This is a genomic window from Candidatus Binatia bacterium (assembly GCA_035631035.1).
In the GTDB taxonomy this organism is placed as follows: Bacteria; Eisenbacteria; RBG-16-71-46; order SZUA-252; family SZUA-252; genus DASQJL01.
In genome coordinates this window covers 1-23,336 of record DASQJL010000003.1, presented here as the reverse complement: position 1 = coordinate 23,336, position 23,336 = coordinate 1, and the positions used below count along the sequence as shown (strand labels likewise).

The following is a 23,336-nucleotide window of genomic DNA, read 5'->3' as shown; positions in this document are numbered from 1 at the left end:
CGCGGACCCTGGAATGGGGCGCGCGCTGCCTCCGATCACGGTAGGGATACGCGGGCGGCAAGTCAAGGGGGGCCGCCCGCGGAGGGGTTCAATGCAGGAGGGATGCCACCCCCCGCGCGCGGCGCAGCGGGTCCAACGTGAACCCCTGTGCGGGCCAGGGCACCGACGGCCCAGGGCCGCCGCTCAGTCCGGGAGGGCTCGGATCTTCAGCTCCCGCAGGTCCGCGGGATCGACCGGTGCGGGGGCGCCGTCCATGAGCGACGTGGCGCTGGCGGTCTTCGGGAAGGCGATCGCGTCGCGGATCGAATCGCCGCCGTGGAAGAGGACCACGAGCCGGTCCAACCCGAGCGCGATCCCGCCGTGCGGCGGCGCGCCGTACTCGAAGGACTCGAGCAGGAAGCCGAACTTGGCGGCCAGCTCCTCGGGCTGCATCCCGATCACGCGCATGACGCGCTCCTGGATGTCCTTTCGATGGATCCGGATGCTCCCCGAAGCGAGCTCGTTTCCGTTCGCGGCCAGGTCGTAGAGCTGGCCGTGCACGCGGCCCGGGTCGGATTCGAGGTGCGCGATGTGCTCGTCGAGCGGCATCGTGAAGATGTGGTGCGCGGGCGCCCAGGACTGGTGCCCCTCGTCCCACTCGAAGAGCGGAAACTGGTGCACCCAGACGAAGCGGAAGTCGTTCGGATCCAGCGTGAACTTCTGGTTTCCGATCTGCGTGCGCAGGAACCCCAGCGCGCGCTGCGCCACGGCGCGTACCCCGCCGACGAGAAGGAGGAGCGATCCCTCGGGCGCGTCCGCCGCGTCGATCAGCGCCGCCGCCAGGGGGCCGGGGAAGTGCTTCCCCACCCCGCCGTCCAGGGCGCCTCCCTTGACGCGCGTCCAGGCCATGCCCGCCACGCCCATCTGCTTCGCCGCGGCTTCCCAGGCGTCGATCTCCTTCCGCGACGCGCCCGCCTGGCCCGGCACGGCCAGCGCCGCCGTCATGCACCGCGGAGCGGCGGCGGCGGTCGCGCGGAAAACCTCGAACGCGCTCGCGCCCGCGGCGGCGGTGACGTCCTTGATCTCGAAGGGAATCCGGAGATCGGGCTTGTCGGTGCCGTACCGCTCCATCGCCTCGCGATAGGTCATTCGTGGGAACGGGACCGGGAGCGCGCGGGCCAGGTCGCGCCGGAAGACGCTCTCGAGCATCCCCTCGACCACGGCGAAGACGTCGTCCTCGGTCGGGAAGGACATCTCGAGATCGATCTGCGTGAATTCGGGCTGGCGGTCGGCGCGCAGGTCCTCGTCGCGCAGGCAGCGCGCGATCTGGAAATAGCGGTCGAACCCCGCCACCATGAGGATCTGCTTGTAGAGCTGCGGCGACTGCGGGAGCGCGTAGAACTTCCCGGGATGGAGCCGCGCGGGCACGACGTAGTCGCGCGCCCCCTCGGGGGTCGGCTTCACGAGGAGCGGCGTCTCGATCTCGAGGAAGTTCTGGTCCGAGAGGTACTCGCGCACGCTCCGGGTCAGCCGGTGGCGGAAGACGATCGAGTCGCGGAGCGCCGCGCGGCGCAGGTCGAGGTAGCGGTACTTGAGCCGCAGGTCCTCGGACGCGGTCGTGACCACGTCGTCGATCGGAAAGGGGGGCGTCTTGCTGGTGTTCAGGACCGCCAGCGTGTCGGCCTCGAGCTCGATGCCGCCGGTCGCAAGCTCGGCGTTCTCGCTCCCCTTCGGGCGCTTGAGCACGGTGCCCTCGACGAGCACCACCCACTCGCTTCCGATCTCGCGGGCGCGGAGCATCGTGGCCTCGTTCAAGGCCTGCGGGCGGAACACGACTTGCGTGATGCCGTAGCGGTCGCGCAGGTCCAGGAAGAGCACGCCGCCGTGGTCCCGCACGCGGTGCGCCCATCCCATGAGGAGCGCGCGCTTGCCGGCGTCCTCGGGGCGGAGGTCGCCGCACGAGTGGGTGCGCCGGCGACCGGCGAGCGGCTCGATCACGAGGGAACCCGCTCGCCCGCGCGGGAGGCGGCAAGCCGGGCCGCGAGCATCGCGCGGAGCGCCGCGGCGTCCTTCGCTTTCGGCTCGTCCGTACCCTCGCGCATGTTCCGGACCGCGTAGCCCTCGGCGTCGGCGGGCACGAACACCGCGTAGCGCGCGCCCATCTTGGAGGCCCACTTCATCTGCGCGCCCGCGCTCCGGCCGGCGACGTCGGCCACCACCGTGGGGCCGCTCGCGCCCTGCCCCAGGCCGCGCAGCTCGCGCGCGAGAACCAGCGCCCCGAGCGCGGCGGAGGGGTCGCGCGCGACCACGGCGATGTCGGGCGCGCCCATTCCCGATGCCGCGGGAGCCGCCGCCAGCAGCAGCCGCTCCAGCCCGATCGAGAAGCCGAGCGCCGGCACCGAGGGGCCGCCGAACTCCTCGACGAGGAGATCGTAGCGCCCGCCACCGCCCACCGCGCTCTGCGCGCCGAGCGAGCCCGAGTGCACCTCGAAAACGGTCCGCGTGTAGTAGTCCAGCCCCCGCACCAGCCGCGGCGCGATCTCGAAGGGGATGGAGAGCGCGCGAAGCGCGGCCTGAACCCCCTCGAAGTGCTCCCGGCAGGGGTCGCAGAGGAAATCGAGCATGCGCGGCGCGCCCGCCAGCACCGGCTGGCAGGAGGGCACCTTGCAGTCGAGGATCCGGAGCGGGTTCGTCCGGAGCCGCTCCTTGCAGTCGCCGCACAGTTCGTCCACGCGGCCTCCGAAGTATTCGCGGATCTTCTCGCGATACACGGGCCGGCAGACCGAATCGCCGAGCGAGTTCAGGAGCACCGTCGGGTCTTCGAGCCCGACGCCGCGCATGACCGCGACGAAGAGGTCGATCATCTCGCCGTCCGCCGCGGGGCCGCCCGGCCCCAGGAGCTCGGCGCCGACCTGGGCGAACTGGCGGAAGCGCCCGGCCTGGGGCCGCTCGTAGCGGAACATCGCGCCGATGTAGTAGAGGCGCGCCATCGGCTGGCCGTGGCCCATCGAGTGCTCGAGGTAGGCGCGCACGAGCGGCGCGGTCCCCTCGGGACGCAGCGTCAGCGAGCGGCCGCCCTTGTCCTCGAAGGTGTAGAGCTCCTTCCGGACGATGTCGGTCGATTCCCCGACACTCCGGACGAAGAGGTCGGTGGACTCGAACATCGGCGTGCGCACCTCGCGGTAGCCGTAGCGCTCGAGGATGTCGCGGAGCCGCGCCTCGAGCCAGTTCCACCGCTCGGACTCGCCGGGAAGGATGTCGTGGGTCCCCTTGGGGGCCTGAAAGCTCACGGCGCGCGTTTCTCCAGGTTCTTGTCGGATGCGGGCCGGATGATCGGCCGCGTGTGAATGAGCTGGGTGACGAGCACCGAGATGGCGACGGCCCCGACGTCGGTGATCCAGTCGCGGACGTCCGAGCTGCGGCCCGGCACCCCGCGCTGGTACAGCTCGTCCAGCGCGCCCACCATGGCGCCCAGGGCCATCGTGCCGAGCGAGGCCGCCAGCCGGCGCTTCGTCGGGCCCAGGGTGAAGCGGATGGCGCGCCCGGCCAGGAGACCGAACAGCGAATATTCCAACAAGTGCTCCAGCTTGTCCACGCCCGGGAAGAAGTTGGGGACCGACGAGCCGTGAATGGACGAGAGGGAGAAGATCATCGCCACATAGGCGATGACGGGGAGCCAGTAGCGGGCGAAACCTCCGGTCAAGCCGGTACCGTCTCGAGCGCCTGGTCCAGGTCGGCGATGAGGTCTTCGACACCCTCGATCCCGACGGAGAGCCGCACGAGCCCGTCCGAGATGCCGCAGCAGGCGCGCTCCTCGGGCGTGTAGGTCGAGTGGGTCATCGAGGCGGGGTGCTCGATCAGCGTGTCGCAGTCCCCCAGGCTCACGGCCAAAGTGATCAGGCGGACCGAGTCCATCAGCTTGACGCCCGCGTCGTGACCGCCGCGCAGCTCGAAGGCGATCATCCCTCCGAACCCCGACATCTGGCCGGCGGCGACGGCGTGCTGGGGGTGCGTGTGCAGCCCCGGATACCACACGCGCTCCACGCGGGGATGGAAGTCGAGGAACTGAGCGATCTGGAGCGCGTTCTCTGAGTGGCGCTCCATGCGCACGGGCAGCGTCTTCAGCCCCCGCAGGAGGAGCCAGGCGTTGAAGGGGCTGATCACGCCTCCCAGGTCGCGCAGGATCTCCATGCGGCAGCGGTCCACGAATTCCCTGCAGCCGACGATCACGCCGGCCACGGTGTCGCCATGTCCGCCGATGTACTTGGTCGCGCTGTGGATCACGACGTCGGCGCCGAGGGTGAGGGGGCGCTGGTAGTAGGGGGTCGCGAAGGTGTTGTCCACGAGGAGGGGAATGCCGTGCCGCTTCGCCTCGGCCGCCGCCCCCCTCAGGTCGACGATGTTCAGGTTGGGATTGGCCGGAGTCTCGACGTAGAAGAGCTTCGTCTTCGCGTCCACCGCCTTCGCGATCGCGCACGGGTCGTTGGCGTCCACCCAGCGGGTCTGGACGCCGTAGCGCGGCAATAGCTCCTGGAAGAGCTTGTGCGTCCCGCCGTAGAGGGTGCCCGAGGCGATGAGGTTGTCGCCCGCCCCGACCAGCGCGAAGACGGCGGTGGTCGTCGCCGCCATGCCGCTCGAGGTGGCGAGCGCCGCCTCGCCGCCTTCCAGGGAGGCCATCTCGCGCTCGAACGCGGCCTGCGTCGGATTGCCCAGGCGCGTGTAGAAGTAGCCCTGGCGCTCGCCCGCGAAGATGGCCGCGCCCTCGGCCGCGTTGTGGAACGCGAAGGTGCTGCTCTGATAGATCGGGACGGAGACGGCGCCGGTGGAGGGATCGAGTCCGCCAAAGCCGTGCACGCAGCGCGTGTTGAAGCTGAGGCGAGACGGATCCGGCGCGCTCATCTTCCTGGCTTCGAGTGGGGTTCGGCGGGGGCGCGCCGGGGCGCGCCTCCGCCGCAAACCGGCCTAGGGCCGATCAAAATGAGCGACGCTCCAGATGTTCGTGCCGCGTCGCTCGGTTCCATAGACTCCGGTCACTCCATACCGGTCGACCCGGTTGGAGATGAAGATGATCGAATTCCCGTCAGCGCTGAACCGGGGCTGCGAATCGTCCGCGGGTCCCGACGTCACGCGCACCGCCTGGCTGATGTCGGCGGCCGAGCGGTTGATGATCCAGATGTCGCGATCATTGGCGCCCGCGTTCCGCTTCACGAACGTCACGTACTGCCCGTCCGGCGACCAATCGGGTGTTTCCAGGAGCTGTCCATCCAGCCATTGCGAGTACGACGCCGCGCCGTCAGGGGGCGCGAGCGGTGCGATGTACATGCCGTGCCGGGTCTCGAAGAAGGTCCCCGGGAAATCGACGGCCGCCATCATGAGGGAATCGGGGGATCCGTCGCCGTTCTTGTCCGGGCCCCAGTTCGGATTGAAGAGGTAGGTGCTCCCGGCCACATTGGGGTCGATCGCGGCGACGGGCCCGACATTCAAGTCGCTGCCGTCGCGGAAGTAGATTGCCGTGTTGGCACCCGTTCCGCCGTTGGTCGAATCCGACGCGTACGCGAGCCGGGTGCCGACGGGGGCGAACCGCGGGCTCGCGAGAAACGTCTGGGAGGCGCGGCGCAGCTCGAACACCCGGGTCATCGACGTGTCCCCGCCCGCAAAGGGGAGGAGATAGATCGAGATGGAATCGGTCTGGTTCTTCCTGGCCGTGAATGCGATGTCGGTCTGACCCGCGTTCGCCGTGGGAGAGGCCACGCTGAAGAAGTCGGTGGTCAGCTGAATCGCCGGCCCGAGCGGCGTGTCGATCCGGAAGGCGTCCGAGCTCTTGACGATGGGATCGCGGTACTGGGCGAAGAGAACACCGCCGCCTGAAGTCGGAGCCGGGTCGAACTTCACCGCCTCGGTGTTGGTCCACCGGGTGAACTCGTTGTCCACCGACAAGAGCACGGTCATGGTCTTGAAGAAATGCTTGCCGGCGTCGTCCGCCTCGATCGAGACGGTGACGTTATAGGCGCCGATCGAATCGGGCGGCGTCCACTTCGCGGTGGCGCTGGTGGAATCGGTAAGGGTCCCCGCCGCGGCCTTCCAGTGATACCGGATCGGCATGCCGTTCACGTTGGTCACCTGCGCCGTGAGCAGATTCTCCGTGCCGCGCGCCGCGGGCTCGTGATTGGAGGCGATGCCGGTGAGAATCGGGGAGTAGACCCCGGTGTCCTTGATCGTTCCGTTGTCTTTGCCACAGCCGACGAGGGCCAGGAGCGCAAAAGCCCCCGCCCATAGTCCACGATGCAGCCTCATGGAAGGGAAAAGCTCCTTTCTGGGGGACACGGCGGTAGTTCGAGGGAACGGTACCATGGGCTCGCCGGGCGGAAAAGGGGTTTTGGCGCTCCGAACGGGGGTCGGACCTCCCCGGACCGTGCCCAGGACGGCCCGAAACGGGCCCTTCAGGCGACCAGGTAGCGCTCCTCAGCCTCCCGGAGGATGCGCAGGAAGTCGGCGGGGGTCGGGGCCTGCCGGAGGGCGGCCCGGACCGATTCTTCCTTGAGCAGCCGGGAGACGTTGGCCAACGCCTTCACGTGCGGGCCGCGGAGGCTCTCCGGCGAGACCAGAAGGATGAAGAGCGTCGCCGGCTCCCCGTCCATCGAATCGAAGTCGATCCCCATGGGGGAGACGCCGCAGGCGCCCAGGAGATGGTCCAGGAGGCGGGTCTTGCCGTGCGGGATGGCGACGCCGTTGCCGATGCCGGTGGACATCATCGACTCGCGCTGGAGGACCTTGCTCAGGATCTCCCCGCGCGTGTTGACGCCGTGGGCCGACTCGAGGAGCTGGACCAGTTCCTTGATGGCGGATTCCTTGTCACGGGCTTGAAGCGAGAGGCTGATCGACTTCTCGTTCAACAGCTCGGACAAGCGCATGTAGTCCCCGGGTCGCCGTCGGATGGGGCGGTGTGCGGCGGGTCGACCGAAACGTCCGGAAAATCGCGACCCGCCACGCTACCGTCGCGCGTCGTCCAGGGTCAAGGGGAAACCGCCGCCGCTCGCGTCCGATCCTTCGTCCGGAACTCGAGTTCGCTGTCCCGGCCGGCCACCCGCACCTCGATCACGTCCCCGGGAGCGAACTCGCCCTTGAGAAGCCGCTGCGCGAGGGGATTCTGGATCCGGTGCTCGACCAGGCGGCGGAGCGGCCGCGCGCCGTAGACGGGGTCGTACCCTTCGCGGGCCAGGAGATCGAGCACCTCCGGACCGGCTTCCAGCGAGAGCTCGCGGCTCTCAAGCCGGCGCTCCACCTTCTTCAGCTCGAGCCGCACGATCTCGCGGAGCGACTCCTGCGAGAGCGGCTCGAAGATGAGGATCTCGTCGATCCGGTTCAAGAGCTCGGGCCGGAAGTGGCCGCGGAGCGCGGCCAGGAGCCGCGAGCGCATCGCCTCGCCGGTCCCCTCCAGCTCGAGGATCAGGTCGCTGCCGATGTTGCTGGTCATGATGACGAGGGTGTTCTTGAAGTCCACCGTGCGCCCCTGCCCGTCGGTCAGGCGGCCGTCCTCCAGGATCTGCAACAGGATCTGCGCCACGTCGGCGTGCGCTTTCTCGATCTCGTCGAGGAGGATCACCGAGTAGGGGCGCCGTCGCACCGCCTCGGTGAGCTGGCCCCCTTCCTCGTAGCCGACGTATCCCGGCGGCGAGCCGATCAGCCGCGCCACGGCGTGCTTCTCCATGTACTCCGACATGTCGACGCGCACCATCGCCCGCTCGTCGTCGAACAGGAACTGCGCCAGGGCGCGCGCGGTCTCCGTCTTCCCCACGCCGGTCGGTCCCAGGAAGAGGAAGGAGCCGAGCGGCCGGTTGGGATCGGACAGCCCGGCACGCGCTCGACGCACCGCGTCGGACACCGCGCGGATCGCCGCCTCCTGCCCGATCACCCGCTCCCGCAGCCGCTCTTCCATGTGGAGCAGCTTCTCCAGCTCGCTCTCGAGGAGCCGCTGCACCGGAATGCCGCTCCAGCGGGCCACGACTTCGGCGATGTCCTCGGCGTCGACCTCCTCCTTGAGGATCTTCAGATCCTTCTGGATCTCGGCGAGCGCCTTCGTCTCGTCGGCGAGCTGCTTCTCCAGCTTCGGGATGTCGCCGTGCCGGATGCGCGCGACGCGCTCGAGGTCGGCCTCCCGCTCCGCGCGCTGCTGCTCGGTCCGGAGCTCCTCGATCCGGGCCTTGATCTCGTTGATCTTCTGGATGCGCGCGCGCTCCTTCTCCCAGTGCGCGCGCAGCCGGGCCAGCTCGGCGCCGGTCTCCTCCATCTCCTCCTCGATGGCGCGCCGCCGCGCCTTGGAGCCCTCGTCCTTCTCCCGCTTCAGGGCGAGGCGCTCGACCTCCAGCTGGCGGCGCTTCCGCTCCAGGGTGTCGATCTCCGCGGGGAGGCTGTCGATCTCGATCCGCAGGCGCGAAGCGGCTTCGTCCACCAGGTCGATCGCCTTGTCGGGAAGCTGCCGGTCGGCGATGTAGCGGTCGGAGAGCACCGCCGCCGCGACCAGCGCGGCGTCCTGGATCTTCACCTTGTGGAACGTCTCGTAGCGCTCGCGCAGCCCGCGCAGGATGGCGATCGTCTGCTCCACGCTCGGCTCCCCCACGAACACCGGCTGGAAGCGCCGCTCCAGGGCGGCGTCCTTCTCGATCCGCTTCCGGTATTCGTCGAGGGTGGTCGCGCCGATGCAGTGGAGCTCGCCGCGCGCGAGCGCGGGCTTCAGGAGGTTCGACGCATCCAGTGCCCCCTCCGCGGCGCCGGCGCCCACCAGGGTGTGCAGCTCGTCGATGAACAGGATCACCTGACCCTCCGAGCGCTGCACCTCCTTGAGCACCGACTTGAGCCGCTCCTCGAACTGGCCGCGGAACTGCGCCCCGGCGAGGAGGGCGCCGAGGTCGAGCGCCAGGAGCCGGCGGTTCTTCAAGCCCTCGGGCACGTCGCCGCTCACGATCCGCTGCGCGAGCCCCTCGGCGATGGCCGTCTTCCCCACGCCCGGCTCGCCGATCAGGACCGGATTGTTCTTGGTGCGCCGCGAGAGCACCTGCACGACCCGGCGGATCTCCTCGTCGCGCCCGATCACGGGGTCGAGCTTCCCCTTCCGCGCGGTCTCGGTCAGGTCGCGCGCGTACTTCGCCAGCGCCTGATACTTGTCCTCGGGATCGGGGCTCGTGACCTGCTCGCCGCCGCGGACGGAGAGGAGCGCGTGATAGATCCCCTCGCGCGTCGCGCCCGCCTGCCTCAGCGCCTCGCCCGCGGCCGAAGCGATCGAAGGATCGAGCATCGCAAGCAGCAGGTGTTCGGTGCTCACGTACTCGTCTTGCAGCTGCTCGGCTTCCTTCTCGGACTGCTCGAGCACGCGGCCGAGCGTGGTGGAGAGAACGATGGTGCGGGAGCCCGATACGGTGGGGAGCGAGGCCAGCGCCCGCGTGAGCGAGCGGTCGAGAGAAGCGCGGTCGACGTGCGCGGCCTCGATCACGGCCGGAACCGCGCCTTCCTTCTGGGCGAGAAGCGCCTCGAGCAGGTGCTCGGGACGCACTTCGGGGTGGTTCGCCCGGTCGGCCCGCGACTCGGCGTCGGCGAGGGCCTCCTGGCTCTTGGTGGTCAGCTTGTCGAAACGCATGCCCGCGACCCTTCATTGCGGCCCGGGAATTCTATCGTCAGCGCTAGCGAAGCTGGGCCAGGCGCTCCTTGGCCAGCGCGGCCTCGGGACTTCTCGGGTACTTCCGGATGACCTGATCGAAGCTCTTCCGGGCTTCGGCGGTGTTGTTGAGCCGCGCGTTCGCGATCCCGATCTTCAGGAGCGCGGCCGGGACCTTGTCCCCCTTGGGATAGTTGTCCACCACCGCGCGGAATTCGATGATCGCCGACGGAAAATCCCCCTGAGCGTACAACGACTCGCCGATCCAGTACTGCGCGTTGTCGGAGACCTCGGTGTTGGGATAGTGGCGCAGGAACTCGCGGAACGCCTCCCCCGCCAGCTTGTAGCGGCCCGCGGCGTAGTCGGAGTACGCGGCCTGATAGGCCTGCTCCGGATCGAGGATCCCGCTGGTGTCGGCGGGCGCCATCCCCTGCGCGACCCGAGCGCTGTCGGCCGCGTTCATCCGCTGGCGAACCGTGTCGATCTTTAGACCGAAATCCTGCATCCGTTCCTGGTTCCGCTCCAGCTGGCTCACCACGACGTCGAGGCGCTCGCTCAGCTTGGCCAGGTTCGTCTCGGTGGAGGCGCGGGTCGAGGACATCCCGCCGCGCGTCTCCTCCAGCTTCCGGTCCAGCCGGTCGACGCGGCGGACCAGGTCCGCCTGCGTCGTGAGCAGGCTGTCGAGCTGCGCCTGGGTGTCGCGGTAGTAGTTGCCCGGGGCGCAGCCGGCCGCGGCCCCCGCAAGAACGAGCGCGAGAGCGAGCGGCGCGGCGTGCCGGGAAGCGGGCGTCCTCACTTGGAGACGAAGTGGGCCCTGCGGTTCTGGGCCCAGGCCTCTTCGGTGTGCCCGGTGTCGAACGGCCGCTCCTTGCCGTAGGAGATGGTCGTCAAGCGCGCGGCCGGGATGCCGTAGGCGACGAGGTAGTCCTTGGCGGCGCGCGCCCGCTTCTCGCCCAGGGCCAGGTTGTACTCCACCGACCCGCGCTCGTCGCAGTGCCCCTCGATCACGACGTTCATGCCGCTGTGCGACTCCATGTATTTCGCGTCTCCGTCCAGGGCCGCCTTGGCGTCCTCGCGGAGCCCGGCGTCATCGAAGTCGAAGTAGGCGTCGCGAAGGTTCGACGCGGTGGTCTCCTCGCCTCCGCCTGTGGTCGGCGGGGGAGGCGGCGTCTCGGTCGGGGGCGCGTTCTCGGACGTGCTGGGCGGGGGAGCCGGCTCGGCGCCGCCCGAAACCTTCTTCCGCGAGGAGCATCCGGGCGCCATCAGGATCATCGCGAGCAGCGCCGTGACCAGGAGCACCGGCGTGCGAGAGGATCGGCTCATATGCGGACCTCCGTTGGGTTCAAGTTCATTATGCCGCAACGACTTCCAGTCTGAAGCCCAACCTAGCACAGGGGGTGCGGAGCGTCAACCCGCCCGGCTCACCCCGGGGCGCTTGGGACGGGGTCCGGCCGCCGGGTTGAAGCACTCGTCGCCGCGGGTGAGCTGGACCACGTCGCTCCCGTCCGCGTTCATCATGTAGACCTGACGGCGACCCGAGCGCGTGCTGGAGAAGTAGATCTTTCGGCCGTCCGCCGACCACTGGGGGTTCTCGTTGTGCCCCGCCCCGGAGGTGATCTGGAAGGGGCGCTGCCCGTTGGCGTCCATCACCACGACGTCGAAGATCCCATCGTGGCGCGCGGCGTACGTGATGCGGTCCCCCTTGGGGGACCACCGCGGCGAGTCGTTGTACTTCCCCTCCTGGGTGAGGAGCCGCTGGTTCACCCCGTCGCCGTCCATCACGTAGATCTGGGGCGAGCCCGACCGGTCCGAGGAAAAAGCGATCTGGTCGCCGCTGGGGCTGAAGCAGGGTCCGGAGTCGATGCGCGGATTCCGCGTGAGCCGCTTCGCGGTCTGCGCGTCGCGGCTGATCAGGTAGATCTCGGCGTTGCCGTCGCGGTAGAGCGAGCAGGCGATCCACTTGCCGTCGGGCGAGTAGCAGGGCGCGATGTTGGGGCCGGGGCGGGTCGAGAAGGGATAGGAGGCCCCGCGCCGCAGATCGAAGAGATAGAGATCGGGATTGCCCCGCTTGTAGGTCGTGAACACCAGCTCGGTGCCCCAGGGAGCCCAGGCCGGCGAGAGCGCGAGGCTGCGGTCGTGGGTGAGCTGGTAGGGGTTCAGGCCGTCGTAGTCCATGACCCAGACCTCCTTCACGCGCCCGGTCGAGCGGATGAAGGCGACCTTGGTCTCGCAGATGCCCCGCTCGCCGGTCAGCGCCTCGAGCACGTCGTCGGCGAAGCGGTGCATCGTCTCGCGCACGTCGGCGCGATGGAACGGGTAGCTCCGCTTGAACATCGATTCGGCCGTGGCCAGGTCGAACACCTCGCCGGTGAACTGGAAACCGTCCCCGCTCGCCTCGACCATCCCCTCGACGCGCACCGCGCCCTGGGCCCCGGGATCGGGCTCGAGCTTCTTGGCGAGCGGCTCCACGTCGGCGACCGCGAAGACGCCGGAGAGGTCGAAATCGTGCCGCGCGACGTCGTGGGCGTCCTGCGCCGCGCCACCGCCGCGGAAGGAGGCGAGCAGGAGGGGTGCCTTGACCGTGCCGGAAGCCTTGATGCCGGTCCGCACGTCGGTCTGCGTGCGCGCGCGCATCGGCACGAGCACCGACGCGAGCACGAGGACCGCGGTCAGGACGCGAAGAGAGGCCGCGCGCCGCGTGGGACGCGTGCCGGGTCTACTGCTGGAATTCGAAGCCAAAATGAACCCCCAGCCATTCTCCGCCGTACCCCGCGGGAAGCGGGGGGAGCGGGGTCGCCGATTGGAGCGCTCGCATCGCGGTCTGATCGAAGAAGGTCACGCCGGACCCATCCTCCAGCCGCGCCAGGGACACCGATCCGTCCTTACCGATCCGGAAATACACCGTGGCGCGCACCGCCCGTCCACCGATCCCTGCAGGAGGTACCCAATGCTGGCCGATCTTGTTCCGAATGGAGGCCAGGTAGTACGCCCAGCGGAAATCGCCGTCGACGCGCACGCCGACGCTGGCCGACGAATCGGGCGACCACCACCGCTGCGCGCGGTCCGAGGCCGCCGTCGTGGCCACCTCGCGGGCTCCCGAGCGGGCCTCGTCGTTGGCGCTCTTCTTCTGCGGGCCGTGCTCCGGGCGCGGCACGATCGGCGCGCCCGGCGTGTAGCGCTTCACCAGGGCCGGCCGCGGCCGCGATTTCTCGGCCTCGGGCGGCGTCGCCTCGGCCGCCGGAAACGTGCGCAGCGGCGAGAGCTTCACCAGCTGCGACCGCGGCCCCGAGGGGCGGCTGTTGCCGCCCGGGATGGCCACGTCGATCGGCGGCTTGGCCCAGGTCACGAACAGGAGGAGGAGCGCCGCGTGGAGGAGCGACGACGCCCCCACGAAGAACGCGCTCGCACGCTCCCCCGGCGGCGCCGCGCCGCGCCGGAGCCGGGCCGACGACTCGAGAACCCGCATCGAGGAGGGCCTCCGTCCACTAGGTCTCCTGCTCCAGGGCCAGCGCCTCGTGGAGGGAGCGCACCGCGCGCTCCACGTCCTTCTCGCGCACCATGCAGGTGATGGTAATCGAGGAGGTGCTGATCAGGTCGATGTTGACCCCGGCCTGCGCCAGCGCCGCGAAGACCTGCCCCGCCGTGCCCGGCGACGTGGCCAGCCCCTCGCCCACGACCGAGAGGACCGCCACGTCGGGATCGTAGAGGAAGGCGCGCGCGCCGAGCTGCTTCCGCATCTGCTCGATCAGCGGCAGCACCGTCTGGGCCTCGTGCGCGCCGACGGCGAACGTCACGTCGTTCCGTCCCTCGGCGCCCGTGGCCTGCACGATCATCCGCACGTTGACCCCGCGCCCGCCGATCTCCCGGAAGATCTCCGAGGCGACCCCGGGACGGTCGGGCACGCCGAGCAGGGCGATCTTGGCCACGTCGGCGTCGTGGGCGATGCCGCGTATGACGACTTGCTCCATGGAGGCTCCCTTCGCGATGCGCGTGCCTTCGTTGGCGTTGAAGCTGGAGCGGACGTGGATCGGCACCCCGAAGCGGCGGGCGATCTCGACCGAGCGGTTGTGCAGCACCCGGGCGCCCAGCGAGGCCAGCTCCAGCATCTCGTCGTAGGAGAGCGCCGCGAGCTTCCGCGCCTGGGGCACGATCCGCGGATCGGCGGTGTAGACCCCGTCCACGTCGGTGTAGATCTCGCAGGACGTCGCCTGGAGGGCCGCCGCGAGGGCGACCGCCGTGGTGTCCGACCCTCCGCGCCCGAGGGTCGTGACTTCGCGATCCCGGCTCACCCCCTGGAACCCCGCCACGATCACGACGCGCCCCTTTTTCAGCTCTTCCCGGATCCGGTCCGCCTTGACCTCGAGGATCTTGGCGCGCGTATGGGATGTATCGGTCACGATGCCGCTCTGGCTACCGGTAAATGAGACCGCTTCGGCGCCGCGGTCGTTTACAGCCATGGCGACGAGGGCCATCGAGATCCGCTCTCCCGCCGTGAGGAGCATGTCCATCTCGCGGGGGTGGGCGCGGGTCGTGACCTTGTGGGCGAGCTGGATGAGATCGTCGGTGGAATCGCCCATGGCCGATACGACCACGACGAGGTCCGCGCCCTGGCGGCGCGACGCGACGATCCGCTCGGCGACGGCCGCGATCCGCTCGGGACTGCCGACGGAGGTGCCGCCGTACTTCTGGACGAGTAACGACACTCGGGGCGCTGGTCTCCTTACCGTAGGGTGCGCGCGCTGGCCCCGCGCGGCTCGATCCGTCCCGGGATCGCGCGCGCGCGGACGCGGGCGCGCGCGAAGGCGCGCACCATCGCGGCTCCGATGCGCCCGCCGGCTCCCGGCCGGTGCAGGGCGAGGAGCGTGGGACCGCTGCCGCTGATGGTCACGCCGTAGGCGCCCGCGCGCCGACCCGCCTCGGCCACGCGAGCGTAGGCGGGGATGAGACGCGCGCGGTGCGGCACATGGTACACGTCGAGGAGCGCATCGGCCAACAGATCCGGCCGCTTCCGATCGAAGGCGTAGAGAAGGCCCAGCGCGCGCGCCGTATTCGCCGCCGCGGCGGCGAGCGGCACGGTCTTGGGCAGCATCGCGCGCGCCTTCTCCGTGCTCACGCGCACCTCGGGGATGACGAGCGTCATCGCCAGGCCCCGCGGCGCGGGCAGCGCCAGGGAGGTCGTGGTTCCGTCGGCGCGCGGCATCGAGAGGGTGAGCCCTCCGAGGAGCGAGGCCGAGACGTTGTCGGGGTGGCCCTCCAGCTCCACCGCCAGCCCGAGCAGCTCCTCGCGCGGGAACCGTCCCCGAAGCCAGTGATTGGCGAGCACCAGCCCCGCCGTGATCGCGGCGGCGCTCGAGCCCAGCCCGCGCGCGACGGGAATGGCGGAGCGGATCGCGAGCGCCACGGTGGGCACCGGGCGCTTCGCCTCGCGGAAGAGCCGGCGGTAGGCGGAGAGGAGCGCGTCCCGGTTCGGATCCAGCGCCAGGTCGCTTCCCTCGCCCCGCCGCTCGATCCGAAAGCCGTCCGGGATGCGCGTAGCGGTCACCGTGAGCGGCAGCCGAAGCGCCAGCCCCAGGCAGTCGAAGCCCGGTCCGAGGTTGGACGTGGAGGCGGGCGCCGTCGCCGACCAGCGGATCACTCGAGGAGGAGCCTCCGGAGCGCTCCCTCGTCGTCGCCGATGGTGGTGACAGCGGGGGAGACCGTCACGGCCCGCTCGGGGTCCTTGAGGCCGTGGCCGGTGACGGTGGCGACCGCGAGCCGCACGCCGCCCAGGCGGCCCGCGGCGCCCAGCTTCAACAGGCCCGCGATCCCGGCGGCCGAGGCGGGCTCGACGAAGAGCCCCTCGGTCTCGGCGAGGGTCTTGTAGGCGGCCACGATCTCGTCGTCGGAGACCATCTCGATCCGTCCTCCCGATTCCTCCCGCGCGCGGAGGGCTCCCTCCCAGGAGGCGGGATTGCCGATCTTGATCGCCGTGGCCAGCGTCTTCGGCTCGAGCACGCGCTCCCCGCGCACGATCGGCGCCGCGCCCTCGGCCTGGAAGCCGAGCATGCGCGGACGGGGTCCGCCGAGCGCCGCGGCGCGCTCGGTCCAGCCCTTCCAGGTCGCGGTGATGTTGCCCGCGTTGCCGACGGGGAGCGCGTGCGCGTCGGGGACGCGCCCGCCGAGGGCGTCGGCGATCTCCCAGGCGATCGTCTTCTGACCCTCGATCCGGTCGGGGTTGATGGAGTTCACGACCGCGACGCCGTCGTCGGCCATCGCGCGGACCAGCTCGAGCGCGCGGTCGAAGTTCCCCTCGATCGCCGCGACCCGCGCACCGTACATCATCGCCTGCGCCAGCTTTCCGAGCGCGATCTGCCCCGAGGGGATCACGACGACGCAGCGGAGCCCGCGGCGCGCCGCGTAGGCCGCCGCGGAGGCGGAGGTGTTCCCGGTCGACGCGCAGAGCACCGCGCGGGCGTTGGCCGCGACCGCGCGCGACACCGCGACGGTCATGCCGCGGTCCTTGAACGACCCCGTGGGGTTCTGCCCCTCGATCTTGACGTACAGCTCGAGCCCCGGAGCGATGCGCGCCGCCAGGCGCGGCGCGGGCACGAGCGGCGTGTTCCCCTCGAGCAGCGTGACGACCGCGTCCTCGGGAATCGGCGGGAGGAGCTCCCGGAACTCGCGCACGACCCCGCGCCAGGGACGGGCCGCGACTCGTGCCGCGCCGGGGCCGGCGGGCGCGCCCCGGCTCACAGGTCGAAGATCCGCACGGCGCGCGGTCCCTTGAGGACGGACGGGATCGAGGCGATGGCCGCCACCGCCTCGCGCGCGTCCTTGTCCCGCGTCTCGTGCGTGAGCATGGTGATCGCGGCCTGCCCGCGCACCGCCTGCGCCTGGTGCATCTGGGCCACGCTCACGCGCGAGGCGCCGAGCCGGTGGGCGATCTGCGCGAGGACGCCGGGCTGATCCTCGACCATGAGGCGCAGGTAGTACTTGGTGCGCACCTCGTCCAGCGGGAGCCGCTCGTCCTCCGGTCCCGGCGCGGGGACGCGGGGGGCGTGCGCGCGCCGCGCTCCGGCGGGGGCGCCGCCCCGGAGCAGGAGCTCGCGCGCGACCGCGATCACGTCGCCCAGCACCGCCTGCGCCGTGGGAAGCGCGCCGGCCCCCTTCCCGTACAGGAGCATCGAGCCCGAAGCGTCCCCGCGCAGATAGACCCCGTTGAATTCGTCGCGCACCGAGGCGAGCAGGTAGCGCTTCGGGATGAACGCCGGATGGACGCGCAGGTCGAGCCCCTCGGCCGAGCGGATGCCGATGCCCAGGAGCTTCACGATGTAGCCGAACCGGTCGGCCTGGCGCAGGTCCTCCAGCTCCAAGCCGACGATCCCCTCGGTGGGAATGGAGTCGTGCGGCACCGGCGCGCCGAACGCGCGGCGCGCGAGGATCGTGAGCTTCTGCGCGGTGTCGGCGCCCGAGAGATCGAGCGTGGGATCGGCCTCGGCGTAGCCCAGCTCGCGCGCGGCGGCGAGCGCCTCTTCGAAGGAGCGCCCCTCGCGCTCCATGGTCGAGAGGATGTAGTTCGTGGTGCCGTTCAGGATTCCGACGAGGAGCGTGAAGCGCTCGGTGCGCAGGCCGTGATCGAGCGCCTGGAGGACCGGGATCACGCCCGCGACGGCGGCCTCGTAGAGGATCGGGGCGCCCGAGGCCGCGGCGGCGGCCTCGAGCGCCGCGCCATGGATCGAGATGAGGTGTTTGTTCGCGGTGACGACGGGGATGCCGCGCTCGAGCGCGCGCTCCACCGCCGGGCGGGCCGTCTCGGCCCCGCCCATCAGCTCGACGAGCAGATCCACGTCGTCGGCGGAAGCGACCGCCAGGGGATCGGTGCCGACCGTCACGCCCGAGAGATCCACCTCGCGACGCCGGCCCGGATCGCGCACCGCCAGCCGCGTCACGCGGAGCGGAGCGCCGGCGGCCGACTCCACCGCGCGCGAGCGCGCGGCCAGGAGACGCAGGAAGCCTGCGCCGACCACCCCGCAGCCCAGGAGACCGATGCGGATGCGCGCCGACATGAGGCGGCCCAACCTACTGGACCGCTCCGAGGCTGTCAAACGGGAGGGCTGCTACGAGCGGCGCGGCGGGCCCCACTTGGCGCGGAAGGCGCGGAGCGAGAAGTCGGGATCCACGCGCTTCAGCTCGCGCGCGGCGCGCGCGAGGCGGCGGCGCGCTTCGATCGCGTGGGTCTTCTGCCACTCCACGTAGGAATCGAGCAGGTCGTCCCACGTATGCGTCTTGTGCGCGTCCTCGAAGCGGACCTGCGCGTCGCGCTCGATGTGGAAGACCTCGCCCTCGCTCAGGCGGCGGACCAGGTTCAAATACTCGCCGCTCATCCAGGACATGACCCGGGTGTAGGCCTCGAAGTGGCGCGAGAGCTTGTCCATCACCTCGGCGATTCCGGCGCGCGAGCCGTAGAGGCGCTCGGCGTACGCCGAGGCGAACTGGTAGTAGGACTTGCCACGACCCGTCAGGCGGACGGCGTCGGGCTCGACCGTGCCCGAATCCGCCGCGACCGCCTCCGAGAACACGCCGAGCGACACGTACAGGAAGTCGGCGTTCGCCTTGTACACCTGATACCGGAGCCGCTGGTCCTTGCTGTCCTGCACGCGAGCGAAGACGTCCGCATCCCGAGTGGAAACCAGGTCCGCGCGAAGGAGGTCCTCACGGCCCGACACGACGCCGGCGAGGAGCGCCGCCGTATAGATGTTCACGTCCTCGTCGAATTCGGCGAGGTCGGAAGGGAGATCGGAATCGATACGCGAAAGGAGAAACGAGTTGATGAAAAAATAGCCGACGTCTTCGCGCGCCACCGGGCCGCGAGCCGCAGGATCGATCGCCAAACGCAGGTAGGAACCGCCGTACGTTCCGCCCATTTCGCTCCCTCCTTCATCCCGCCCTCGGCACCTCGGCGGGCTACCGGGAGGTACGTTCATGCACCGAGCATGCCATTGGAAAATGCACGAAATGGTACATTGCCCGCTCCAGCCTTCGTTGCCTGTAAATTGAAGTAATATGGTTAGTTACGTCCATTGAGGCCGTCGGAGGGAGTGGGGTTCTGGGGCGACCGGGGGGCCTCAACTGTGGCAAGAGGCCTCAGGAACTGGGGGACGTTGCGATATGCCCGATCGCGCCCAGCGGGTGGTTTTTGGCCGCCTGGATGGGGGCCTAGATCGGGAGACCGATCGGCCTGGATGGGGGCCTAGATCGGGGGACCGATCGGCAGCAGCATGTACAGGAAGCTGCGGAGCACGACCGTGAAGTAGACCGCGAAGACGGTGAGCACCGCGCCGTACATCCAGCGCACGCGCCTGCGGAATTTCCAGAGGAGGAAGCAGCCGAGCGAAGGGACGAGCGTCTTGTAGAGCCAAAAAGCGTAGGGAGAGTGGTCCAGGATCCAGGCCATGAGCCGGTTGGCCTCGACCATCAGCTTCACGTTGAGGAGGTACACGGTCTGCCCGGCGTCCAGGTAGTTCATGAAGGCGACGCCCCAGAGCATCCAGAAGAGCTGGCGCTCCATCCGCCCTTCGGCCCGGCGGTCGCGGCGCCGGCGCTGAGTGCCCCGGCGTTCCGACTTCGGTCGCTCCATGACCCTCCCTTTCCCTCCCTGGACGGCTCCCCGCTTCCGCCCATTATCGGCAAGAGGAGTCGGAACTTGCGCCCGAATTGACACCCCCCGGGACCGATGCTAGAGTGCGCCCGAAACCGCACCGGAGGCCCCACCCCATGGAAGTGCTGATCAGCGCGGCGGACATCCAGCGACGAGTCTGCGAGGTGGCCAAGGAGATCGCGCGCGATCATCCCGACACCAGCCCGCTCCTCATCGGGGTCCTGAACGGCTGCGTCATGTTCGTCGCCGACCTCATGAAGGCGATTCCGATCCCGCACGAGATCGATTTCGTGAGCGTCTCCTCGTATCGCTCGGCCTCCGAGTCGAACCGCTCCCCGGCCCTCCTCAAGGACGTCGAGAAGGAGATCCTGGGCAAGGACGTCGTGCTGGTCGAGGACATCGTCGACAGCGGGCACACCCTGGCGTTCCTGCGCGAGACCCTGCTCCAGCGCGGGCCGCGGAAGCTGCGCATCGCGACCCTGCTCGACAAGCCAGGGCGCCGTGAGCGCCAGGTGCCGCTCGATTACGTCGGATTCACCGTGCCCGACCGCTTCGTCGTCGGCTACGGGCTGGACTATGCGGAGCGCTACCGCCATCTCCCCTACGTCGCCGCGCTCACCGCGAGTGAGATCGAATCGGACCCCTCCCGGCGACAGGTGGGCAGCCGCTAGGTGGCCGACGGGCGTCGCGGGATCCTCATCGGCATCGCGGGCGGCACGGGCGCCGGCAAGACGCTCGTCGCCCAGACGATCGCCGAGGACCTGGGCAACGACGAGGTCCTGATCCTCGAGCAGGACATGTACTACAAGGACCTCCAGGCGATCCCGCTGGGCGAGCGCGAGAACCGGAACTTCGACCATCCCGACGCGTTCGACGGCCACCTCCTCCGCTCCCAGCTCGAAACGCTTCTCTCGGGAGGCTCCGTCGACATCCCGATCTACGACATGCGCACGCACACGCGCCTGGCGCAGGGTCGCCGGGCGGCCGGGCGCCGCGTGATCATCCTGGACGGCCTCCTGATCCTGGAGGATCCCTCGATCCGCCAGCTCATGGACATCAAGCTGTACGTCGACGCCGATCCCGACATCCGTTTCATCCGGCGCATGAAGCGCGACCTGACCGAGCGCGGCCGCACTCTCGATTCGATCATCCGCCAGTACGAATCGAGCGTCCGGCCGATGCACCTGCAGTTCGTCGAGCCCTCGAAGCGGTACGCCGACCTCATCGTTCCCGAGGGGGGCTACAACTTCGTCGCGATCGATCTCTTGAAAACGAAGATCCGCGCCCTGCTCAGCGAGACGCGATGACGTTCGACTGGACGCCGCTGCTCCGTTTTCCCCTCGAGTGGGCCGCGCTCGCGCTCTTTGTGGCCTCCTGCCTCTTCTGGGAGCGCGCGGGCGCCTCCGGCTTGGGCGTCGAGGGGTGCGTCGCGTCGGCCATGATCGGGCTGATCCTGGGCTATGAGTGGAGCGAGAGCTGGGGGCTCGCGCTGCTCGCCGCGCTGGGCGCGGCCGCGCTCTTCGCGGTGATCGCCGGGATCCTGCTGCGCGCGCTCCGGTCCGATCCGGCGGTCGGATCCTTCTGCCTGAGCCTCGTCCCCGCCGCGGCGCTGGGCCTTCTGACGCGCGCCGGCCCCTACCGGCTCCTCGAGGTGAAGCCGCTCCCGGGAATCGTGCACGGCACGGTGCTCGGCGGCACCCCTTCCGAGGATCTCCTCATGAATCCGATCCTCTGGGCCGCGCCGCTCGTCGTCGCGCTGGCCGCCTGGATTCTCTGGCAGACGCCCTTCGGGCTCCGGCTTCGCGCATTCGGCGAGGCTCCCTCGCTCCGGCTTCCCGGCGCGCGTCCATCCCTGGTTCGCCTGACGGGACTGGTGCTGGGGGCGGTCTGGGCCGTGCCCGGCGCGGCGCTCCTTTTGGGTGCCCATCGTCCGAGTCCGCCCGTCGGCGTCGGCTTCCTCGCGCTGGCCTGCGTCGTGGCGTCGCGCTGGTCCTTCGCGTTCGCGATCCTCCTCGCGCTCGGCCCCGCGCTGCTGCGCGCCGCGGAGCCCGCCGTGCTGGGAACCCCGCTGGCCGTGCCGCTCGAGATCGCGCCCTACGTGCTCGCGCTCGCCTATCTCGTCTTCCTGTCGCGCCGCGCGCTCCGGATGCCGGAGACCCGCCGGACGCGGGTGGACCCGGACGTTTTGTAAGCCGTCGCAACGTGTGTCGCCTTCCGTCATGAGCCCCGCGTGAGTCCGCTCCCCCGCTTCAAGCCGAAACCCGCCGAGCCCGAGGGTCCCGAGCCGTTCGACGCCGAGGCCGCGATCCGCGTCATCCGCAAGCGCACGCCGATCGCCCCGCGCACCGGTCTCGTGTTGGGCAGCGGTCTTGGAGTCGTGGCGGACGGCGTGGCGTGGGACGCGGCGTTCCCGACGACCGACATCCCGGGGCTTCCGCGTCCCACCGTGGCCGGCCACCCGGGCAGGATCCTGATCGGCCGCTGGTCGGGGCGCCCCGTCGCCGTCGCGCAGGGACGCTCGCATCTCTACGAGGGGCACAGCGCCGAGGAGACGACGCGCACGGTCCGGCTCTTCGCCGCGCTCGGGATCAAGTCGCTCGTGCTCACGAACGCGGCGGGCGGCATCGCCCCCCGCATGACGCCGGGCACGCTGATGCTGGTCGAAGACCAGGTGAATCTGCAGTGGCGCTCGCCGATGCGGGTGCCGGTGGAGCTGGAGCCGCCGCTGGAGCTGCCTCGCGGTCCGCGCGGGCTGTCGTCCCGGGCTGGGTATTCCGAGGAGCTGATGGCGAAGGCGGCGCGCGCGGCCGTGGTCGCCGGGGTGCGCCTGGAGCGCGGCGCGCTGGGCGTGGTGCTCGGGCCTTCCTACGAGACGGCGGCCGAAATCGCGATGCTGGAGCGGATGGGCGCCGACGCGGTCTGCATGTCCACCGGCGCCGAGGCGGCGATCGCCGCGGCGCTCGGCATCCCGGCCGTGGCGATCTCCTGCGTCACGAACTGGGCGACGGGACGAAGCCGCGCGCGCCTGTCGCACGGGGAGGTGACCGCCGCGGTGAGCGCGGCCGCAGCGCCGATGAAGAGCATGATGGAGCGGCTGATCCTGGCGCTGGCGTAGCTACGTTCCCCGGGGAACGTAATTCGTGCCGTCCTGGCACGACCTCCGGGAGGAGATGTCCGCCTTGATGGACAGTGCCGGCAGCGACTCAGTGGTGGGTGCCGAGGAAATTCCGACTCTGTCGACGAACGCCGGCCGTTCCACCTCAGCCGCCGTATGGGGTCCACACGAACTTGGCGCCGTCGTAGGTCACGAGCGCTTCCGTCGATCCCCGCTTCTGGAGGATCAGGCCGTCCCGTTTGGCCTTGGGCTGCGGTCCCTTCCAGGCGCTCTGGATCTTCGGGGGGAAGCTCTCCTGGCTCTGGACGGACCACGCGTCCATTCGGCGGAAGTCGGTCCCCGAGGTTCCGAAGCTTGCTCCCGCCCCGAGAATGGTCGCCTTCGCGCCGGACTTGGACTGCGCGCGAAGGAGGATCGCCATGCCGAACTTGTCGTCCGCCTTTCGGCGGATGAGGATGGCCAGGTCGCTCTTCCCGTCGCCGTCGAAGTCACCCTCGACGTAGTTCGGGCTCAGGTGTCGTGACACGGTGTACGCGGCTCCGCCCAGGTCTCCGGGCCACACCTCGATGCCGCTCGCGAGCAGCGATTTGACCGCCCAGTGCGGCGGATCGAGCGCCGACTCGAAGCTCTTGGCCCGCGCGGTCCCGAAGGCCGCGAGAAGCAGGACGGTCGTCAGGAGAAGCTGCCGGCTGCGCTCACGACGGTTTCTCATCACCGACCTCCGCTTCCGGTTGATCTAGCGCCGCCCAAAACACCACCGATTCATGCGAGTCAAAACGGCACGGTGAACATGCTCTGGAGCATGTTGATCCGCGGCAAGGGGACCTCTTATCTATCGGCTCGAGCGCAGCCCTTCGTAACCGCCAAAGGGAGGGTTCAGGCGGTCGTGGGGGGTGTCCGGAGGGTCGGGGATCCAGACGTGGTGTCGCTCACTTCACCTCGATCTTCACGATCCG

22 protein-coding genes are annotated in these 23,336 nt (G+C 70.0%); 4 read left to right on the top strand and 18 right to left on the bottom strand.

The window, feature by feature from the left end; all coding sequences use genetic code 11:
- Nucleotides 1-183 precede the first annotated feature (183 nt).
- The 17 genes from aspS to VE326_00245 form a co-directional block, all read right to left on the bottom strand.
- Nucleotides 184-1,977 carry an aspartate--tRNA ligase gene (gene aspS / locus VE326_00325; protein ID HYJ31645.1) on the bottom strand — a complete coding sequence of 598 codons (1,794 nt, stop codon included), beginning with the start codon at nt 1,975-1,977 and terminating at the stop codon, nt 184-186.
- Nucleotides 1,974-3,269: a histidine--tRNA ligase gene (gene hisS, locus VE326_00320; protein HYJ31644.1), complete on the bottom strand. Its 1,296-nt coding sequence runs from the start codon at nt 3,267-3,269 to the stop codon at nt 1,974-1,976. The genes aspS and hisS overlap by 4 nt, the downstream gene beginning before the upstream one ends.
- Entirely contained in the window at nt 3,266-3,682 is a 417-nt protein-coding gene (locus VE326_00315) for a VanZ family protein (protein ID HYJ31643.1), read from the bottom strand. Before VE326_00315 ends, hisS begins: the two co-directional genes overlap by 4 nt.
- Complete coding sequence (locus VE326_00310; GenBank protein ID HYJ31642.1) at nt 3,679-4,878, bottom strand: aminotransferase class I/II-fold pyridoxal phosphate-dependent enzyme; 1,200 nt, start codon at nt 4,876-4,878, stop codon at nt 3,679-3,681. The genes VE326_00315 and VE326_00310 overlap by 4 nt, the downstream gene beginning before the upstream one ends.
- A 63-nt stretch (nt 4,879-4,941) precedes the next feature.
- Nucleotides 4,942-6,273, bottom strand: a complete 1,332-nt coding sequence (locus tag VE326_00305) for a hypothetical protein (protein HYJ31641.1) — start codon at nt 6,271-6,273, stop codon at nt 4,942-4,944.
- A 146-nt stretch (nt 6,274-6,419) separates the two neighbouring features.
- On the bottom strand, nt 6,420-6,890 hold the full coding sequence (locus VE326_00300; GenBank protein ID HYJ31640.1) for a PTS sugar transporter subunit IIA: 471 nt from the start codon (nt 6,888-6,890) through the stop codon (nt 6,420-6,422).
- Nucleotides 6,891-6,991: 101 nt separating this feature from the next.
- Complete coding sequence (gene clpB, locus VE326_00295; GenBank protein ID HYJ31639.1) at nt 6,992-9,610, bottom strand: ATP-dependent chaperone ClpB; 2,619 nt, start codon at nt 9,608-9,610, stop codon at nt 6,992-6,994.
- 43 nt (nt 9,611-9,653) lie between these two features.
- Nucleotides 9,654-10,424, bottom strand: a complete 771-nt coding sequence (gene ybgF / locus VE326_00290) for a tol-pal system protein YbgF (GenBank protein ID HYJ31638.1) — start codon at nt 10,422-10,424, stop codon at nt 9,654-9,656.
- The gene (gene pal / locus VE326_00285; GenBank protein ID HYJ31637.1) at nt 10,421-10,951 is read right to left on the bottom strand and encodes a peptidoglycan-associated lipoprotein Pal; all 531 of its coding nucleotides are present in this window, start codon (nt 10,949-10,951) and stop codon (nt 10,421-10,423) included. The genes ybgF and pal overlap by 4 nt, the downstream gene beginning before the upstream one ends.
- Nucleotides 10,952-11,035: 84 nt before the next feature.
- Entirely contained in the window at nt 11,036-12,367 is a 1,332-nt protein-coding gene (locus VE326_00280) for a Tol-Pal system beta propeller repeat protein TolB (GenBank protein ID HYJ31636.1), read from the bottom strand.
- Entirely contained in the window at nt 12,345-13,094 is a 750-nt protein-coding gene (locus VE326_00275) for a TonB family protein (GenBank protein HYJ31635.1), read from the bottom strand. The genes VE326_00280 and VE326_00275 overlap by 23 nt, the downstream gene beginning before the upstream one ends.
- A 19-nt stretch (nt 13,095-13,113) precedes the next feature.
- The gene (locus VE326_00270) at nt 13,114-14,331 is read right to left on the bottom strand and encodes an aspartate kinase (GenBank protein ID HYJ31634.1); all 1,218 of its coding nucleotides are present in this window, start codon (nt 14,329-14,331) and stop codon (nt 13,114-13,116) included.
- Nucleotides 14,332-14,348: 17 nt separating this feature from the next.
- Nucleotides 14,349-15,263: a homoserine kinase gene (gene thrB / locus VE326_00265; protein ID HYJ31633.1), complete on the bottom strand. Its 915-nt coding sequence runs from the start codon at nt 15,261-15,263 to the stop codon at nt 14,349-14,351.
- Entirely contained in the window at nt 15,260-16,360 is a 1,101-nt protein-coding gene (thrC, locus tag VE326_00260) for a threonine synthase (GenBank protein HYJ31632.1), read from the bottom strand. Before thrC ends, thrB begins: the two co-directional genes overlap by 4 nt.
- The gene (locus tag VE326_00255; GenBank protein HYJ31631.1) at nt 16,357-17,673 is read right to left on the bottom strand and encodes a homoserine dehydrogenase; all 1,317 of its coding nucleotides are present in this window, start codon (nt 17,671-17,673) and stop codon (nt 16,357-16,359) included. The genes thrC and VE326_00255 overlap by 4 nt, the downstream gene beginning before the upstream one ends.
- A gap of 51 nt (nt 17,674-17,724) precedes the next feature.
- Nucleotides 17,725-18,531 (bottom strand): hypothetical protein, encoded by an 807-nt coding sequence (locus VE326_00250; protein HYJ31630.1) that lies wholly within the window; start codon nt 18,529-18,531, stop codon nt 17,725-17,727.
- 326 nt (nt 18,532-18,857) lie between these two features.
- Nucleotides 18,858-19,244, bottom strand: coding sequence for a DUF5658 family protein (locus VE326_00245; protein HYJ31629.1), 387 nt, complete (start codon nt 19,242-19,244; stop codon nt 18,858-18,860).
- Between the two features lie 137 nt (nt 19,245-19,381).
- On the opposite strand from VE326_00245, the gene hpt reads away from it, so the two are divergent.
- The 4 genes from hpt to VE326_00225 are packed head-to-tail and all read left to right on the top strand — an operon-like array spanning nt 19,382 to nt 22,380.
- On the top strand, nt 19,382-19,936 hold the full coding sequence (gene hpt, locus VE326_00240; GenBank protein ID HYJ31628.1) for a hypoxanthine phosphoribosyltransferase: 555 nt from the start codon (nt 19,382-19,384) through the stop codon (nt 19,934-19,936).
- Complete coding sequence (udk, locus tag VE326_00235) at nt 19,937-20,572, top strand: uridine kinase (GenBank protein HYJ31627.1); 636 nt, start codon at nt 19,937-19,939, stop codon at nt 20,570-20,572.
- The gene (locus VE326_00230) at nt 20,569-21,456 is read left to right on the top strand and encodes a hypothetical protein (protein ID HYJ31626.1); all 888 of its coding nucleotides are present in this window, start codon (nt 20,569-20,571) and stop codon (nt 21,454-21,456) included. Before udk ends, VE326_00230 begins: the two co-directional genes overlap by 4 nt.
- 39 nt (nt 21,457-21,495) lie before the next feature.
- Nucleotides 21,496-22,380, top strand: a complete 885-nt coding sequence (locus VE326_00225; GenBank protein HYJ31625.1) for a purine-nucleoside phosphorylase — start codon at nt 21,496-21,498, stop codon at nt 22,378-22,380.
- Between the two features lie 145 nt (nt 22,381-22,525).
- Here the strand turns inward: VE326_00225 and VE326_00220 are convergent, their stop codons facing one another.
- The gene (locus tag VE326_00220; protein ID HYJ31624.1) at nt 22,526-23,092 is read right to left on the bottom strand and encodes a hypothetical protein; all 567 of its coding nucleotides are present in this window, start codon (nt 23,090-23,092) and stop codon (nt 22,526-22,528) included.
- Nucleotides 23,093-23,336: the final 244 nt, after the last annotated feature.